Source organism: Paenibacillus sp. J22R98 (assembly GCF_059383835.1).
On the sequence record NZ_JBXENW010000019.1, the window covers coordinates 16,432 to 33,564 of the forward strand.

General features: G+C 49.4%; 14 protein-coding genes. 3 read left to right on the plus strand and 11 right to left on the minus strand.

The features are described 5' to 3' along the window. Positions 1-490: 490 nt before the first annotated feature. The 3 genes from AC50Y3_RS29620 to AC50Y3_RS29630 form a co-directional block, all read right to left on the minus strand. Complete coding sequence (locus tag AC50Y3_RS29620; RefSeq protein ID WP_091225646.1) at positions 491-649, minus strand: DUF3934 family protein; 159 nt, start codon at positions 647-649, stop codon at positions 491-493. A gap of 10 nt (positions 650-659) precedes the next feature. Further along, entirely contained in the window at positions 660-1,082 is a 423-nt protein-coding gene (locus AC50Y3_RS29625; RefSeq protein WP_494822267.1) for a HEAT repeat domain-containing protein, read from the minus strand. A gap of 65 nt (positions 1,083-1,147) precedes the next feature. Continuing rightward, positions 1,148-3,439, minus strand: coding sequence for an AraC family transcriptional regulator (locus AC50Y3_RS29630; protein WP_494822249.1), 2,292 nt, complete (start codon positions 3,437-3,439; stop codon positions 1,148-1,150). A 240-nt stretch (positions 3,440-3,679) separates the two neighbouring features. Here AC50Y3_RS29630 and AC50Y3_RS29635 point away from each other — a divergent pair, with 240 nt between their 5' ends. The 3 genes from AC50Y3_RS29635 to AC50Y3_RS29645 all read left to right on the plus strand — a co-directional run bounded on the left by AC50Y3_RS29635 (position 3,680) and on the right by AC50Y3_RS29645 (position 7,199). Continuing rightward, the gene (locus AC50Y3_RS29635; protein ID WP_494822250.1) at positions 3,680-4,606 is read left to right on the plus strand and encodes an ABC transporter permease; all 927 of its coding nucleotides are present in this window, start codon (positions 3,680-3,682) and stop codon (positions 4,604-4,606) included. A 26-nt stretch (positions 4,607-4,632) separates the two neighbouring features. Next, positions 4,633-5,517 carry a carbohydrate ABC transporter permease gene (locus AC50Y3_RS29640; protein WP_494822251.1) on the plus strand — a complete coding sequence of 295 codons (885 nt, stop codon included), beginning with the start codon at positions 4,633-4,635 and terminating at the stop codon, positions 5,515-5,517. Between the two features lie 65 nt (positions 5,518-5,582). Next, positions 5,583-7,199 (plus strand): DUF3502 domain-containing protein, encoded by a 1,617-nt coding sequence (locus AC50Y3_RS29645; RefSeq protein ID WP_494822252.1) that lies wholly within the window; start codon positions 5,583-5,585, stop codon positions 7,197-7,199. A gap of 72 nt (positions 7,200-7,271) precedes the next feature. Here the strand turns inward: AC50Y3_RS29645 and AC50Y3_RS29650 are convergent, their stop codons facing one another. From AC50Y3_RS29650 to AC50Y3_RS29685, 8 genes are all read right to left on the minus strand, one after another. Next, positions 7,272-7,970, minus strand: coding sequence for a response regulator (locus tag AC50Y3_RS29650; RefSeq protein WP_494822253.1), 699 nt, complete (start codon positions 7,968-7,970; stop codon positions 7,272-7,274). Next, on the minus strand, positions 7,967-9,526 hold the full coding sequence (locus AC50Y3_RS29655; protein ID WP_494822254.1) for an ATP-binding protein: 1,560 nt from the start codon (positions 9,524-9,526) through the stop codon (positions 7,967-7,969). Before AC50Y3_RS29655 ends, AC50Y3_RS29650 begins: the two co-directional genes overlap by 4 nt. Positions 9,527-9,560: 34 nt before the next feature. Further along, positions 9,561-11,882 carry a histidine kinase gene (locus tag AC50Y3_RS29660; RefSeq protein WP_494822255.1) on the minus strand — a complete coding sequence of 774 codons (2,322 nt, stop codon included), beginning with the start codon at positions 11,880-11,882 and terminating at the stop codon, positions 9,561-9,563. 78 nt (positions 11,883-11,960) lie between these two features. Continuing rightward, positions 11,961-12,521 (minus strand): potassium-transporting ATPase subunit KdpC, encoded by a 561-nt coding sequence (gene kdpC / locus AC50Y3_RS29665; protein ID WP_494822256.1) that lies wholly within the window; start codon positions 12,519-12,521, stop codon positions 11,961-11,963. Between the two features lie 12 nt (positions 12,522-12,533). Further along, positions 12,534-14,576, minus strand: coding sequence for a potassium-transporting ATPase subunit KdpB (kdpB, locus tag AC50Y3_RS29670; RefSeq protein WP_494822257.1), 2,043 nt, complete (start codon positions 14,574-14,576; stop codon positions 12,534-12,536). Between the two features lie 18 nt (positions 14,577-14,594). Continuing rightward, on the minus strand, positions 14,595-16,268 hold the full coding sequence (gene kdpA / locus AC50Y3_RS29675; protein ID WP_494822268.1) for a potassium-transporting ATPase subunit KdpA: 1,674 nt from the start codon (positions 16,266-16,268) through the stop codon (positions 14,595-14,597). Between the two features lie 31 nt (positions 16,269-16,299). Beyond that, on the minus strand, positions 16,300-16,377 hold the full coding sequence (locus AC50Y3_RS29680) for a potassium-transporting ATPase subunit F (protein WP_091225672.1): 78 nt from the start codon (positions 16,375-16,377) through the stop codon (positions 16,300-16,302). Between the two features lie 329 nt (positions 16,378-16,706). Next, positions 16,707-17,123, minus strand: a complete 417-nt coding sequence (locus AC50Y3_RS29685; protein ID WP_494822258.1) for a hypothetical protein — start codon at positions 17,121-17,123, stop codon at positions 16,707-16,709. Between the last annotated feature and the right edge of the window lie 10 nt (positions 17,124-17,133).

Here is a 17,133-nt window from a genome sequence, read left to right on the forward strand (position 1 = left end):
GTTTGTGGTTGGTGCTTGGTGGTTAGTGCTTGGTGGTTGGTGCTTGCAGCTTGCGATTGCGGTTTACAACTAGTGATCGGCGGTTCGGGTTCGGAGAGGTGGAAGTTGGGGTTGGCGGTCGAAGTTGAGATCGACGTTGGAGCGCTAACGAACCGTACAGGTCTTATTCGGGCGAAATTAGCCCCACATTTATTCTAACGAACCGTAGGGGTCTTATTAGGGGGAAATGGAGCGAAAACGAGCCATTCAACACCAAATAAGACCTGTAGAGTTCGTTAGAATTTCAAACCCAGCCATTTGGCTGAAATAAGACCTCTGTGGTTCGTTAGAGTTGAAGTCCCACCTAGTCGATGCTTGATGCTGCTTTGCACAACGCGAAGCATTTGCGAAATGAAGTGGTAGAGGACTGCGCGTGCCACCCGCTCCCGCCGTACAAAAAAACTGCCCCACAAAGCGCGCAATCGCGCTTGTGAGACAGCTCTCCTTCCAACTATGAACCGTTGGCACCGCCGGTGCCTTCGGGATTCTTGGTTCCTTTGCTCTTGTAAGGCTTCGGAGCGCTTTTCTTCCGATTCTCGGCAGCCTGCCAGCGGTTCCAGCCTTTCTTGCCCGTGCCGCGGCCTGTGCCGCCGCCTTTACTCTTGGTCATATCAACTAGCCTACCTTCTCGAAAGCGATGCCCACGTGCTCTCGAGCCACTGATCGAAATCCGCTTCTTTATCGCCTTCGTAAATATCGTAAACGTCGGATCTCATCTTCTTCAGCTTCTCTTTGAACTCTTCGTATGTGTGGCCATCCGGCAAGCTCTTCTTGATCCGCACCAGAATTTTGTTCAGGCCTTTTACCAGTTCGCCTGTCTTGCGTGTCGGCACTTCCACATCTTCGCCAAGCTCCTTCAGCACACGCTGAGCGGCCGCTTGCACTTGATGCACCATATCGCTTTGCGCAATTCGCTTCAACAGCAGAGTAGCCTGCTCCTCGCCTAATTGCCCAAGCTCCTCAACAGCACGAAGGCGTTCACGCCAGTTCGACGTACGGCCTGCGGCTTTCTTCAATTCTTCATAACTAACGGGTTGTTCCATTACTTCTTCTTCGGTATGTTCCAATTTCGATCAAGCTCCCTCGATTAACTATTCTATACACGCTACTAGAATGATTCAGGAAAGTCAATGTTTGGCTTGTCCGAGTAGCCGGATTGCTTCGCATTCATGCGATATTGGCTGGGCGTTAAGCCATAGGCCTTCTTGAATTGGGTGAAGAAATGGCTCCGGCTCAAGAATCCCGACTTTTCCATAATATCCGTTATCGTATCCGTGGATGTCGCAACCAGCTGACTGGCATACGCGAGCCTCACATTATTGATGAAATCCGATACGGACACAAGCCTATGCTTCTTAAATAGTTTACCCAGATATGGCGGCGACAGATCAACCTCATCCGCAATATAGTCTAGCGACAGCGCAGGATTCGCCAGCTCACGGTGAACAATCTGATTGACCATATCGAGCAGCTTCAAATACTTATTGTCTTTCTTGGCTTCGAGCTCCTGTGCCAAACTGTCAAACAGCGCGGAGAAGTCGGCCATGATCTGCTCAATCGTTTCCATCTTCTGCAGCTTCATGAGGTAGGCGTTAAAATGAAAATCCACCTTCATCGCATGATTGGTTTCCAGCACCTCAATGGCATGCCGAATGAGCAGCAAAATCCGAATAAACATGGAGCTCAGCGCCGAATAGCTGTATGCCGAAGCATCCTTAAGCATGGCGGACAGCGCATCCTTCGCTTCTTGAAAATGCCCCTGGATAAGCGCCTCCTTCAATTCATCATCTTTCTCCTGCGACGATTTGAAATCATCCGTTCGGACCGTAATGTGCTCGCTGAAAATCATACTTTCATGACCGTAAATCAGTCGGTAATAGGAGAGGTCGAGCGTCTTCAAATAATGAAAATTCAGCTGGGATACCGTTTCGAACGGTTCACTGAATGTGACCGATACGGCAAGACGCAGATACTGTTTCGTATGCTGCTGAATCTGCTGCATCCATTCAACCAGCGCCAGCTGCTCGGACGGTGCGCCAAGCGAATCTACATTGAGCAGCAGCATGACCTGATCCTCTTCAACCTCCAAACATTCATGGGCGGCCTTCTGCTGCATCAGCTCAGTAACAATATTGACGATGCCAAACTTTAATAAACTCCGGTCCCCTCTGCTATATGTCGCGCAGAAGTCCGAGAAGTGATCGATTTTGAAGAGCACGATGAGAAAAGCTGCAGAAGGATCAAGGGAAATATCGTATTTGAGAAATTGCTTCCTTAATTCGTCCGCAGACAGCGGCCCCTTGGAATGCATGATTTTGCGCAGAAACTGCTGCTTCCGATCGTATGACTCGCCCCGCTTCTCCATCTCCAGCTGGTTATATTTCTGAATGACGAGGGACATCGGGACGACCAGTCTTCGAGAGAAATAGAAGGTGAGCAGAATGCTGCCGACGATAAACAAGACGACGAACAGATACGTCTTCTGCTTCATCCGTTCCACATCTTTGACGATGTCGTGATACGGCGTAATGCTGACGAGATTCCAATCGAAGGCATCCGTACTCGTATAGGTAACAAACGAATCGACGCCATCCACATTCATGCGGAAGTTCCCGGCCCGCACCTTAGAATCATTAATGCGCTTGATATACGGCTTGTCCGACAAATTCGCCAGCAAAGGATGCGTCTGATCTGCCGATAGCAGCATGCCTTTACTATCGGTGACGAAGATACGGCTGCCGCCGGCATCGTTCTGCGAATGGATGCTTTGGCGAAGCCACTCCTCCGATATATTCAGAATGATCGCTTCATTGACTTTGCCGCTCGCAACTTGGGAGTCAAAGAACAAATACGAATAAACGTACATATCCTTGACCGCGCCCGTGGCGATGCCGGACATGATATTCGGAATTTTGCGCAGCACGATGCTGTGCGAAGGGTGGTTCTTAATGTCATCGAGAATCGGGAAGATGCCTTGATCATCAAAGGTTGTGCGGTCATAGATGAATTGTTCACGGGGGACGGCATAGATTTGCTCACCGTTGTAGATATAGATGGATTGAAGGAACGGATAAATATTTTTGTAGGATTGCAGTTTAATCTGATACTTCACGTAGTCATCTGAATCGATATCCGAGTAAAGCAGGTCCGTAATAATGTCATCGAAGAAAGCCGTTGTCGACACCGATCTGGCCGTCTGCTCAAGCGTGCTTACATTTCGGCTCGTGTATTGAAGGTCGGCGAGCTGCTCGCGATAGACCTGTTTCAAGGCGAAGTTCTCGAAATTCCGGCTCAATAAGGAGGATTGAACGAAGAGCAGCAGTACAGTACTGACCAGGAAGGGAAGCAGGATCGTCAGAAAGAGCTGAAACGGGTTCTTCAGAACAAATTTCTTGAACATTTTGTATGCAACTCCTCTACCTCCAAGACTATCACACAACGCGAAAATGATTCAATTCGATTTGTATTTTGACCTCAAAAGCCTCTTTTCAGAACAAAAAGTGATTTTGAGAACTGCCCCATTCGTTCGAAAGCGAACTGAAATGACATTTTAGAAATTGTCAGCACCCACTCTGTTCAACTATGATCAAATCAGCTCTTGAGAACGTTTACATTCTTACCTGAAGGAGGCCTAGCTACTATGAACAAGATTCCGTTCTTAGCTTCATCTCGCCATCTAAAAAAGAATCTGCAGCTGGCGCTGCTCGCACTGCCCGCCTTCCTTGTGATCTTCGTCTTCTCTTATCTGCCGATGGGCGGGATCTTCATTGCCTTCAAAAATATCAATTATACCGATGGTATTCTGCGGAGTCCTTGGGTCGGGATTGATAACATCAAGTTCTTCTTTACCTCCAGCGACGCTTGGATGGTCGTTCGAAACACGCTTCTATATAATAGCGTCTTTATTGCAGTAGGCACCTTCTTATCCGTCGTATTCGCAATTCTCCTCAATGAAGTCGTTAGCCGCAGATGGGTCAAGGCCTACCAAACGGTTTTCTTCTTCCCCTACTTCTTCTCCTGGATCATCGTGGCTTACATGGCCTACTCGTTCATCGGGCCATATGGCGTCCTTACTACGTTAACCGAGAAGCTGGGCTTTGAGGCGTTCGACTTCTACTCCACCACGTGGGTCTGGCCCATAATGCTAACCCTCATCAATATCTGGAAAGGGCTTGGCTATGTCAGCATTATTTTCTACGCAGGCATTCTGGGCATTTCACAGGAATACTTCGAGGCGGCTGAGATCGACGGCGCTTCCAAACTTCAAATTATCCGCAACATTACCATACCGCTCATCATGCCGCTCATCACGATTATGACACTGCTCTCCATCGGCAAAATCTTTTACTCGGATTTCGGCTTGTTCTTCTTCGTCCCAAGGGAAGTCGGTCAACTATTCCCGGTCACCCAAGTTATCGATACGTATGTGTATCGGATGCTCAAAGTTTCAGGCGATATCGGCATGTCTTCCGCAGTCGGGTTATTCCAATCCGTTATGGGCTTTATCGTTGTTCTGGGAAGCAACTACGTCGTGAAGAAAATCGATGATGACAATAAATTATTTTAGAAGACGTCTGGAGATGAGATGAGCCTATGCCACAGAAGAAAAGGAAGATTTCGCAGCTTCTTATCCATTTGATCTTTATTCTCTTTAGTCTATGTTGTATCCTGCCGCTCGTCTCGATCTTGTCCATCTCCTTCAGCAATGAAGTGGACATCATCAAGAACGGATACAGCTTAATTCCGCGCATGTTCGATTTGAAAGCTTATACGTACGTCCTCTACCGCCCTATCCAGCTTCTAGGCGCGTTCAAAGTATCCATCATGGTCAGCTTCATCGGCACCTTTCTCGCCGTGCTGTTCATGGCCGGCATCTCCTACACGCTCTCCCGCGAAGATTTCAAATACAAGAATAGCCTCAGCTTCTACGTCTTCTTCACGCTGCTGTTCAACGGCGGCTTAGTACCTACCTACATCTTGATCAGCAATTACCTGCATTTGAAAAATACCATCTGGGTGCTCATCCTTCCATACTTAGCCGTACCGTGGTTCATTCTGCTGCTGCGCTCCTTTATGCAGAAGATCCCTTTCAACATCATTGAATCCTGCATGATCGACGGAGCGAGCGAGTTCCGCATCTTCTTCCAAATCGTGATCCCGCTTGCCAAACCCGGTTTGGCGACCGTTTCCTTATTCACCATGCTGCTCTACTGGAACGATTGGTGGCTCAGCCTGCTCTACATCGAGAATGAACACCTTGTTCCGCTTCAATATATGCTCTATCGCATGATGAACAACATTGCCTATCTCACCAGCTCGACCAACATGATGCCGGCTAATATGAAGAATGCTGAGCTCCCTTCGGAATCCGCGCGGATGGCGATGGCGATCTTGGCAGCAGGACCGATGCTCGCTGTCTTTCCGTTCTTCCAGAAGTATTTTGTCAAAGGACTTACTGTCGGTGCAGTGAAGGGATAGCTTAAACGTGGATCTATGATCCCATTTAAGATAGCAATGCCACTACAAAAAAGGGAGGATTCACAATGCAACGAGCAAGAGCATTCCGATTTTCCAAGTTAGGCCTTCTATGTACGATTATGCTTCTTGTATTCAGCATGCTGGCTGTCGCTTGCGGCAACAACTCCAATAACAATGGAGGAAATGCGAGCTCGAACAACACTAGCAAGTCCGACAATACAGCCGCGGCGAATGACACTTCAAATGCAGCTGCCACAACAGACAACACAGCAGCTACAGATGCGAATACAGCGGCGGATCTGCCTGAAGTGAAGCTTACCTGGTACTTCCCCGGAAACTTCCCGCAACCCCAACAAGATAAGATTTTCGCTGAAGTAAATAAAGTGATTAAAGAGAAAATCAATGCTACCGTTGATTTCAAAGCGATCCCATTTGGCGATTTCGATCAAAAAATGCAGGTGGTTATTGCCTCCGGCGAGCCTTATGACATTACGTTCACAGCCGGCTGGATCAACAATTATACGCAAAACGTAGCCAAAGGCGCATTCCTTCCGCTTGATGATCTGCTTGCCAAGTACGCGCCGACAACGTTAGCCTCTATGCCCGCTTCCTTCTGGGACGCAACGAAAATTAAAGGGCAAATCTACGGCTTCGTCAATCAGCAAATTTCTGCAAGAACGCCGGCCGTTACAGCTCCAAAAGCATTGATCGATAAATATGGCTTAGATTTGAATTCCATCAGCGGCAAAATCAATGAAAACAGCTTAGACCTGCTCCTGCCGTTCATTCAAGCGGTTCAAAAGGATTATCCTCAGAAATACCCGGTTATCGGGATTGACCCGGATTTCTTCAACATGGAGGCTATCGTCGGCTTCAATGTACCCGGCGTCGTGAAGTTTGGCGATGACTCGCTCACGGTTATCAATCAATTCGAATCCGATTCTTACAAGAAATTCGCAGCTACGCTTAGAGATTGGAACGAGAAAGGAATTCTGCATTCCAAAGAACGGATCTCCAAGAAAACCGATGATTGGACAGACGGAAAAGCAGGCAAATGGGTGCTGAACATCGGCGGCGCATTCAAGCCGGGCGGCGCTAACCTTGACTCTGCACTTGGCGGAGAGCCGTACCTTGAAGTTCCTGCCGGTACTGCGCATTTGACAACAGGCGGTATCACGGCAACGATGCAAGCGATCAACCGCAACTCCAAAAATCCGGAAAGAGCGATGATGCTGCTTGAATTGCTCAACACGGACAAAGATCTCTATAACCTCTTGAACTTCGGTATTAAAGGCGAGCAATACGATTTCGATGCTGACGGACTCATGATCCCGGGACCTGCGCAAGCCGACTACAACCCGCAAGTGCCTTGGATGTTCGCGTCCAACTTCTTGGCTAATGTAGAGAAAGGCATGCCAGCGGATGTTTGGGAGCAAACGAAGAAAGTGAACGCGGAAGCCGAGCCTTCCAAGCTGCTGGGCTTCACCTTCGATGCTGAGCCTGTAAAAGGCGAGATTGCGAAAGCATCTGCGGTAAATGACGAGTATTCCCGTGCGATTAGCTTGGGTGTTACTTCCGAGGAGAAATACAACGAGTTTGTGGCGAAAATGAAAGATGCCGGTGCGGAAAAAATTATCGCGGAAATGCAGAAGCAAATCAATGCTTGGAAAGCAGCAAAATAAGGATGGAATGAAAGAAGTCGTGCAGCGAGCTGCACGACTTCTTTTCTTTGTACTGATTTGTACCCTGCCGCGCTAATCCTGCAGCAGGAACCGATATCCGATGCCCGGCTCCGTCTCAATGAACACGGGTCTCGTCGGATCCTCCTCCAGCTTCTTGCGCAAATGGCCGATGTAGATACGCAGATAATGGCTGTCTGATTCATGGTGATGCCCGCCCCAAACCTGCTGCAGCAGCTGCCGCTGCGTAATGACCTTACCCGCGCTCGAGGCTAATACTTTGAGCAGATCGTACTCCGTAGGCGTTAGCTTCACTCGATTGCCGTCCAGTTCAACGACCCGCTGCGCCAAATCAATCATAAGCCGGCCGAATTGAAGAACCGGCTCATCGGTTGATTTCGCTGCATGACGGAGCGCAACGCGAATTCTTGCGAGCAGCTCCCCCATGCCAAACGGCTTGGTGACGTAATCGTCCGCTCCGCTGTCGAGCGCCGCAATCTTATCGTCTTCCCGGTCCTTGGCCGTCAATACGATGACCGGTATCCGCGTCCACTCTCGAACTCGGCTCAGCACCTCCATGCCGGATATATCCGGCAAGCCAAGATCGAGCACGATAAGGTCGGGATGGATAATGCTTGCTTGATAAACGCCGTCTTCTCCCGTTGCAGCCGTATGAATGTCAAAGTGATGCGCTTGTAAGGAGACTTGGAGCAGCTTGCGAATTTGCGGTTCGTCATCAATGATCAAGATACGTGCTCCGGTTGTCGTGGTCATATCAGTTCGTTATCCCCTTCCGGAGTCATTTGATCGAGAAAGCTCTGGTCTCCCAGTGGCAGCGCAATCCGGATAACAGCACCTTTCGGAAGGTTATGCTCAGCCGTAATCGTTCCCCCATGCGCTTCCATGATGCCTTTGCAGATCGCAAGCCCAAGCCCTGTTCCCGGTACATGCTTGGTCCTGCTGCCACGGTAAAATTTATCGAATATCCGCTCAAGGTCAGCGGCTGGAATCCCCATACCGGCGTCCGCTACCCTGATGATAACATGGGTTTCATCCTGTTCGACGGATATCACGACGGTGCTCTCATCCGGCGAGTACTTTATCGCATTGTTGACCACGTTAACGAGCACTTGCTCAAGCAGCACTTCATCGCCAAGCACAATCGGAATTCGCTCCGGCAGACTCACCTGTATTTCGCGATTATGCTGAAAGTCCTTCACTTGGGACAAGACAACTCCGATAATGTCTCCGACGTCGCACCAGTTTTTACGCAGCCGGAGCATGCCGCTTTCCAATTGGACCATGCCAAGCAGGTTCGTGACGAGCCGATTCATGCGCAAAGCGCCGTCTCTAATGGTCGCAAGCAATTCGAGTCGATCCTCGGAGGAAAACATCCGATCTCCCTCGATGAGTCCCGTTGCTGACCCGATAATCGTTGCGAGCGGTGTACGTAATTCATGGGAAACGGAGTCCAGCAATGCCGTTCGGAGGCGCTCGGATTCAGCCGTCAAATGGGCAAGCTTCGCCTCTTCCCCTAACTTCACCCTTGCGATTGCACTCGCCGCAAGTCCGGCGAAGGCTTCCAGCAGCCTTTTATTCTCCATAGATAGAGTAGTCGAATTACCGCTTGCAAGATTCACGGCTAATACCCCATACACCCGCTCTTCCGTGAGCAGCGGCACATACAAGCCCGGGAATTCTCTTAATGTGCCTGAACCCCGTCCTGCCATCTCTCCGTGTGAGTACACCCATTTGGCAATAGCCGTCTCCGATTCCCCTCTGCCCCAATCCTCGCTTGCGGAAGAAGCAGCAATTGTAAGCTCATCCTGACTGTCTGGCAAATAGAGCGCTACCTGCGAATGGATGGTAGCCGAAACTTGATGGCAAACGTTCTCAAGCAGCGATCGAATGTCCCCAATGGCCGTCATTTGCCGACTCAGTGTGTAGAGCGATGCCGTGTGGGCTTCTCTTTGCTTAGCCAGCTTCAGCTGCTGTTTGAGCCTTGCAGCCAGGCTGGCCGTCAGTGCAGCAACCGCAAGGTAGACGACAAAGGAAAAGATATAACGCAAATCCGCTACCGTAAAGCTGAGGAAAGGCGGGACAAAGAAAAAATCAAAGGCAAGCACGCCTAAAGCCGCAGCATAAAACGAAGGGGCAAGTCCCCAATATACGGCGCTGAACAATACAGGGAATAAATAAATAAGTGCAATGTTAACCATATCGAAAGCCAGCTCAAAAGCATGGAGGACGATGGTTAACAAGGTGACGCATAAAGTAACCCAAACATAAGGCTTCATCGAGAAAGCTCTGATTCTCAAGGCTAGATTCATTCTCATCACATCCTGTAGAGACGATATGCCATCATTATTGCGTTTGGGCATCAAAGTCCGCCACAATTAATACATCCATATGCCTGGTAAGCCGAATCAACTGATTGACGACGGAACCCTTCCATAGCGATTCCCAGAAGGATAGCTTCGGTTGACCTATAACCAGCTGTGTCGCTTCAACCTCATCTGCTTTCGAAGCTAAAACGGCGGCAATTTGTCTGTTCTGATGCTCTTCGTGGATAATAAACTTCCCGCCTAATCGCTCCGTCAATTTCTCCAAAGCAGCCAGCCGTTTCTTCAGTTCATCCGAGCAGCTGCCTCCCACTTGTACATAATTGACATACCATGCGGCTTTAAGCCTGTACGCCGTACGGAACCCGCGCCGTATCAGACGTTCGGCATGCGGCGTACTGTTGACGCAGATAAAGATCACTTCTTTCCTTCGCCACGGGCCACGCAGTGAACTCTTCCGCTCGAACGATTCCAATCGTTCATCGACATCGTCGGCGATTTCGCGAAGGGCCAGCTCTCGCAAAGCAATCAGGTTCCCTGTTTTGAAGAAGTTATTAAGCGCCTGATCGACTTTCGTCATGGCATAGATTTTGCCTTCCCGCATCCGATGCTGGAGCGCTTCCGGAGCAACATCAATGAGCTGCACTTCATCGGCCAAATGAAGAATACTATCGGGTACCGTTTCCCGTACGCGAACTCCGGTAATTTGTTCGACAGCATCATTCAAACTCTCCAGGTGCTGCACATTAACCGTTGAAATGACCGAAATACCCGCATCCAATATTTCCAGCACATCTTCGTATCGTTTCTTGTACTTGCTTCCGGGTACATTCGTATGGGCAAGCTCATCGACCAGTACAACCTCGGGGCATCGTCGGATGATCTCATCGGTATCCATTTCTTCAAGGGTAACTCCTTGATATACCATACGCTTTCGGTCTATGACATTCAAGCTGCCGATCTGCTGGATCGTTTCGGCTCGGTTGTGGGTTTCCAGCAGTCCAATCTGGACATCAATCCCCTTTCTCAGATGGTCATTCCCTTCGCGCAGCATCATATACGTTTTGCCCACGCCGGGAGCAGCGCCGATATACACTTTAAATTTGCCGCGTCTGATTTGGTCGATCTTCTCCGCTACTTCCTGCTGGCTGAGCCGCTTATATTTCTGCTGCTCCGTGGCCGCTGTCATTTGGGCGGGGAGAACCCGCTCTCCCTCATTCGCTGTGGAATCAGCGACCAGAAACAGATCGATATTTTTCGTGATCTTCAGCAGCTCACTTATAATGGATCCCTGCCAAAACTCTTGCCACCGTGTTTGCTTCGAATGCCCCATCACGATGCGCGTCACATTATGCTGTGTGGCATAGTTCACTAATGTCCTCGGAATGCGCCTTCGCTTCGGGAATGGCAGCTCTTCAAACTTACCATCCACTTTCTCTACAAGCTTTATCGTGCTCCTGCGGAAGGTTGCCTCTTCTTTCGATAAAGACTTCTTCAATTTGCGAAACGTGATCACGACCAGATCGCCGTTCAGTCGCTTGGCTATTTGCTGTCCTCGCCTTACATAGATGGATCCGTTCCAGTGGTACTGCGTCGTGACCAGGATGCGCTCCGCTGCGCCGGATGGGCCGATCAGCCCCATTTCTTCGCGATGCAATTTCAAGGATTCATTCACATCCTCCGCAACCAGCCGAAGCGCCAATTCACGGAGCACGCCCAAATTGCCTCGTTTAAACACCGTTGCATCCTTATTCCCTTTCAGATGTCCTTCGGCCATACGATTTAATACCGTTTCCGGGGTGACGTCAATCAACCTCACCTCATCGGCCAGTTCAAGCGTATCCGCGGGAACCGTACACGCCGCTTCAATCCCCGTAAGCTTATGGGCGATTTCGGTATAGCCCTCAAGCTCGTATACGTTAACCGTTGTGATCACGCTTATCGCATGCGAGAGCAGAAATTTGATGTCCTCCAGTCTGGTAGCAAAACGGGCATCCGGACGATTGCGGTGAGCAAGACCATCCACGAGAACGACTTCCGGATTTCGCTCGATCAGCGCATCGAGGTTCAAATCCTTGAACTCCGCTCCGTCTTTAAACCAATGTATACTGGGCACCCGCTCCAGATCACCCAGTTGCTCTACGGTCTCGGGACGCTGCAGTGTTGACACTGCGCAAATCACTACATCAATGCCTTGCTGCTTCAAGGTCTGTCCTTCGCGCAGCATATGATAGGTTTTACCCGAGCCGCTTACAGGACCGATATAAATCTTCAGCGTACCGCGGTGGAGCTTCGAGATGGAGTGCAAGATATCTTCCGGCGTTTTGCGTTTAAAGCTTTCCACTGGCGATTTCCCCTCTATATGAAAGATGAATAAAACCGAGAAAGCCACCCCCACAAAGTGGAGGCGGCTGCTTGATTATTACTTCACTTGCTTCATGAGTTCCATATTGATACCCGTTACGTTCACGCGCGGTTCTCCGAAAATGCCAAGCTGCCGACTTGTCGTATTGGCATCCACAAGTTCATTAAGCTCCTGCTCCGAAATCCCCGTCTCTTTGCTGATTCTCGGCACTTGCGCTTTGGCTGCTTCCGGAGACAAATCCGGATCATAGCCGGAGCCGGAGACAGTTACCAGATCGGCCGGGATATCCGTCAAATTCGGATTTTCCTTCCGAAGCGCGTCGATTTGCTCTTTCATCGCCTTCACGTATTCCGGATAGGCAATGGCCATATTGGAGCCCGCCGAGGCTGTTGGATCGTATTTCGCATTCGAAGCTCGCGGATGGAACAATTTGGACGATTGGAAATCCTGGGCTAAAAGCTCCGAACCGACAACCTTGCCATTCACTTCAATTAAGCTGCCTGCGGCTTGTTTCGGGAATAACGCTCCCGCTACACCGGTCGTGACTAAGGGATAAAGGAGTCCGCAAAGCACCATAAGCACTACGGACAGTCGTATCGCGGTCAGTGTCATCTTCATATGATTATCTCCTTAAACGAGTTGAAGACCATGAAGCACCAGGTCTATGATTTTGATGCCGATGAAAGGAACGATAACCCCGCCAAGGCCGTAAATCAGCACGTTGCGAGTAAGCAGCGTATCGGCTGTCATGGCACGGTATTTCACGCCTTTCATCGCAATTGGGATGAGCAGCGGGATAATGACGGCATTGAAAATTAACGCGGACAAGATCGCCGATTTCGGCGAAGTCAGATGCATGATGTTCAGCGATTGCAGCTGAGGCATCGCCAATATGAACATAGCCGGAATGATCGCGAAATATTTGGCGATATCATTGGCAATCGAGAATGTCGTAAGGGCGCCACGGGTAATGAGCAGCTGTTTGCCGATCGAGACCACAGACAACAGCTTCGTCGGATCGGAATCCAAATCGATCATATTGGCCGCTTCCTTCGCAGCCATCGTTCCCGAATTCATCGCCAGACCAACGTCGGCTTGAGCCAGCGCCGGAGCATCATTCGTACCGTCGCCCGTCATCGCAACGAGCTTGCCTTCTTGCTGTTCCTTCTTAATCGCGGCAATTTTGTCCTCCGGCTTCGCTTCGGCGATGAAATCGTCGACTCCCGCTTCAAGAGCAATTGTAGCCGCTGTGAGCGGATTGTCACCCGTACACATGATTGTTTTGATGCCCATTGCCCGCATCTCCGCGAAGCGTTCCTTCAGTCCGGGCTTCACGGTATCCTTCAAGTAAATGACACCGTATATGCGATTACCTACGGCCGTAGCGAGTGGAGTGCCTCCCGCTCTGGCAATCCGATTCGATGCTTCTTCTAAATCGCCCGGGATGCTGCCGCCATTGGCGGAAACAAATTTCTTAATGGCATCGACCGCGCCTTTACGGATCTGAACGCCGCCGGCCATATCAAGTCCGGACATTCTTGTTTCTGCCGTAAACTCAACAATTTCGGCACTTGCATATTCGCTCTCCGCCCAAGATTCGCCGAGTTTACCGGCAAGCTCTACGATCGAACGACCTTCAGGCGTTTCATCCTTTACAGAGGCCTGCAAAGCAGCGAATGTCATTTCCTTGGCCGTGACGCCTTTTACAGGAATGAATTCAGCAGCCATCCGATTCCCGTACGTAATCGTACCCGTCTTATCCAAGATCAGTGTATCGATATCGCCGGCAGCCTCAACGGCCTTACCGGACATCGCAAGTACATTATATTGCGTAACCCGGTCCATACCGGCAATCCCGATAGCGGACAACAGCGCGCCGATTGTTGTCGGTATTAAACAGACAAGCAATGCGATTAGGGTAGCAATATCCAGATTGACATTCAGATAGTTCGCCATTGGAACCATTGTCATGATAACAATAAGGAAAATGATCGTTAATACAGCAAGAAGCGTCGTTAATGCAAGTTCATTCGGTGTTTTTTGCCGTTTGGCGCCTTCTACGAGCGATATCATGCGATCCAGGAAGGATTCACCCGGATCTGTCATGACTTTTACAATAATATAGTCGGAAGCAACTCGCGTCCCCCCTGTAACCGAGGAGAAATCACCGCCGGCTTCCTTGATCACAGGTGCAGATTCACCTGTGATCGCCGATTCATCGATGGATGCCAGACCCTCGATAATCTCACCGTCTGTCGGAATAAGCTCGCCGGCTTCCACGCGGACAATGTCGCCTTTCTTCAGCTGCGTGGAAGGAACCTGCTTGAAAGAGCCATCCCGCTGAACAAGCTTCGCCATCGTTTCGGACTTCGTTTTCCGAAGGGTATCCGCCTGCGCCTTGCCTCGGCCTTCCGCTAAAGCTTCAGCGAAATTACCGAACAACACGGTAAAGAGCAGGATGAAAAACACGGCCAAATTATAGCCTCGACCCACAGTCTCTGCCCCAAATAGATCAGGCGAGATGGATAGAAGCAACGTAATAACCGTACCTACTTCAACGATAAACATAACCGGGTTCTTGATCATGACCGCCGGATTGAGTTTTTTAAAGGCATCTAGTATCGCCTGCGATGCAATTTCCTTCGTTATCGTTTTTCTGCGTGCAGCAGCCATTGTAATCTCTCCTTAAGTTTAGTGCGGCATGGCCAGATGTTCGGCGATAGGTCCCAGTGCAAGTGCAGGGAAGAACGTAAGCGCTCCGATCACGAGAATGATCATGATCAGAATACCCGTGAACAATGGCGTATTCGTGCGAAGCGTTCCTGTGGTTACCGGTACAACACGCTTCATAGCAAGAGATCCGGCAATCGCGAGCATGGCAATGATGGAAATATAACGGCCGAACAACATGACCAGACCGATTCCCACATTATAGAAGTCGGTATTCGAGGTCAGACCGCCAAATGCGGAACCATTGTTCGCTGCGCCGGACGTAAAGGCATATAGTACTTCGGACAATCCATGCGTACCTGCGTTCGCTATGGACGCGGTAGCCACCGGCGTTGCGAGTGCAATCGCAGTCGGTGCCAGAATGATCAAAGGATGAATGAGAAGTGCAATTGCAGCAAGCTTCACTTCTTTTCCTTCAATTTTCTTGCCGAGGAATTCAGGCGTGCGTCCAACCATCAGACCGCAAATGAATACCGATAAAATGAGATACAACAACCCATTGAGGAGCCCAACGCCTTTGCCGCCGAATACGTTATTCAGCATCATTTCGGCGATCGTAACAAAGCCGCCCATCGGCGTTAACGATTCGTGCATATTGTTTACGGCCCCTGTTGTTGCAGCCGTCGTAGTTGCCGCAAACAAGGCGGACTCGGAAATACCGAACCTAACTTCCTTACCTTCCATATTTCCGTGAAGGCCAGCCGCATCTAGAGCTGGAACGCCTCTGTACTCAGATACAAATATGACTGTAAGCATAACCAAGAAGATGAGTCCCATAGCCCCAAATACAGCCCAGCCCTGCTTCTTGTTCTTAATCATCAGACCGAATGCATAGACAAGCGCTGTAGGAAGCAGCATCATCGAAATAATTTGAACCATATTTGTGAGCGGTGTTGGATTCTCGAACGGATGCGCCGCATTCGTACCGAACCATCCTCCGCCGTTCGTGCCGATATTTTTGATGGATTCAAGTGTTGCAACAAGGCCCCTGGTGATCGTCTGCTGAGCACCTTCAAGCGTGGTCGCATCTACAGCACCTTGGAACGTTTGCGGAATGCCTTGGAAAACGAAGAATAAAGCGACCAGGAAGCTCAGCGGCAAGAATACACGCGTAATTCCGCGAACCATATCCACATAGAAGTTACCAAGATTATCCTGACGGCCGATGAGTCCACGTATGAACGCAATCGCTATAGCAAAGCCGGTCGCCGCCGACGTAAACATTGGAAACGTGATCGCAAGCAATTGAGACAAGTAAGAAAGTCCATTCTCGCCTGAGTACGACTGCCAGTTTGTATTCGTAATAAACGATACGGCTGTATTAAATGCCTGCCCTGCCGGCATATTGGCGATCCCGTCCGGATTGAGCGGCAAGAAGCTTTGAAACCGCAGAACAAGATACAGAAGAACCATCATGACGAAGTTGCTCAGCAGGACGGCTGCTATATACTTTTTCCATCCCATTGCTTCATCTTCGCGTACGCCCATCAAGCGATACAGCATGCGTTCGAAAGGACCGAACACACGATCGAGCCCCGTTTTTTCTCGTTGAAAGACTTTCACTAAATAACTGCCTACCGGCTTAACCAACAACATTAAGATGATAAGCGTTATGGCAACTTGTATGAACCCCATACTCATGTTATGAATCCTCCGCCCTTACCATTTAGAATTTTTCAGGTTTTACTAATACAAATCCAAGGTACAAGATTAGAACAGCTGCAATAATACCGACGATAATCATAGCGTTACCTCCCTAGGCTTTCTCACAAAACTTAAGAAATCCCCAAAATATAGCAAATGCAGCAACAAACAATACGACCATTGTAAAATCATTCATCATGTCTCTTTACTACCTCCCTGTACCTACAGCAATGAATTGAGAATATTTTCCCCAATAGGATGCAGACTATACTCCGTCACATTCAGCTGAATTGAAGTTTAGCTGCCCGATCGCAACCTTTATTCCCCCTCATCGGCATAGAGAAATCTTAATACGATTTGCTGTAAAAAGGGGGTAAAGAAACCTGCTGCCAGGTGTAAAAAAAATATAAAAATCGCCGTTATCGATGTTTAGAATGAGACATAGGCCTGCGAGTGATCGAATAAATACGAACGATCCCATAGTGCGCAATTGCGGTTGGTTATGCCTTTCGCTGTGCAATCCAGCTGCTCAGCCAAGCTCGTTAATGCGGATTCCATTAAATGTGCGCGTTCCGTTCCCCACGATTCTTCCTTCTGATGGATATAATCCAAACTTTCCGCTAGTGTAAGACCCTTGATTCGCTGGTAGATGGCCGTCCACTGCACGATGTCCCCCTTCAGGTTACAGCCGTGCATCTGGAATTCAATGAACCCACTTCCGCCGTCATTCGTGGTAATCGCAAGCAAACCGCAAATACAGTCTTCACTATGTCCGGGCAGCCTTTCATCGGTGAGTTCACCATCAAATTGAAACAGCTCAATCGCTTTAATCTTGCAATCTTTCACACTACTCACT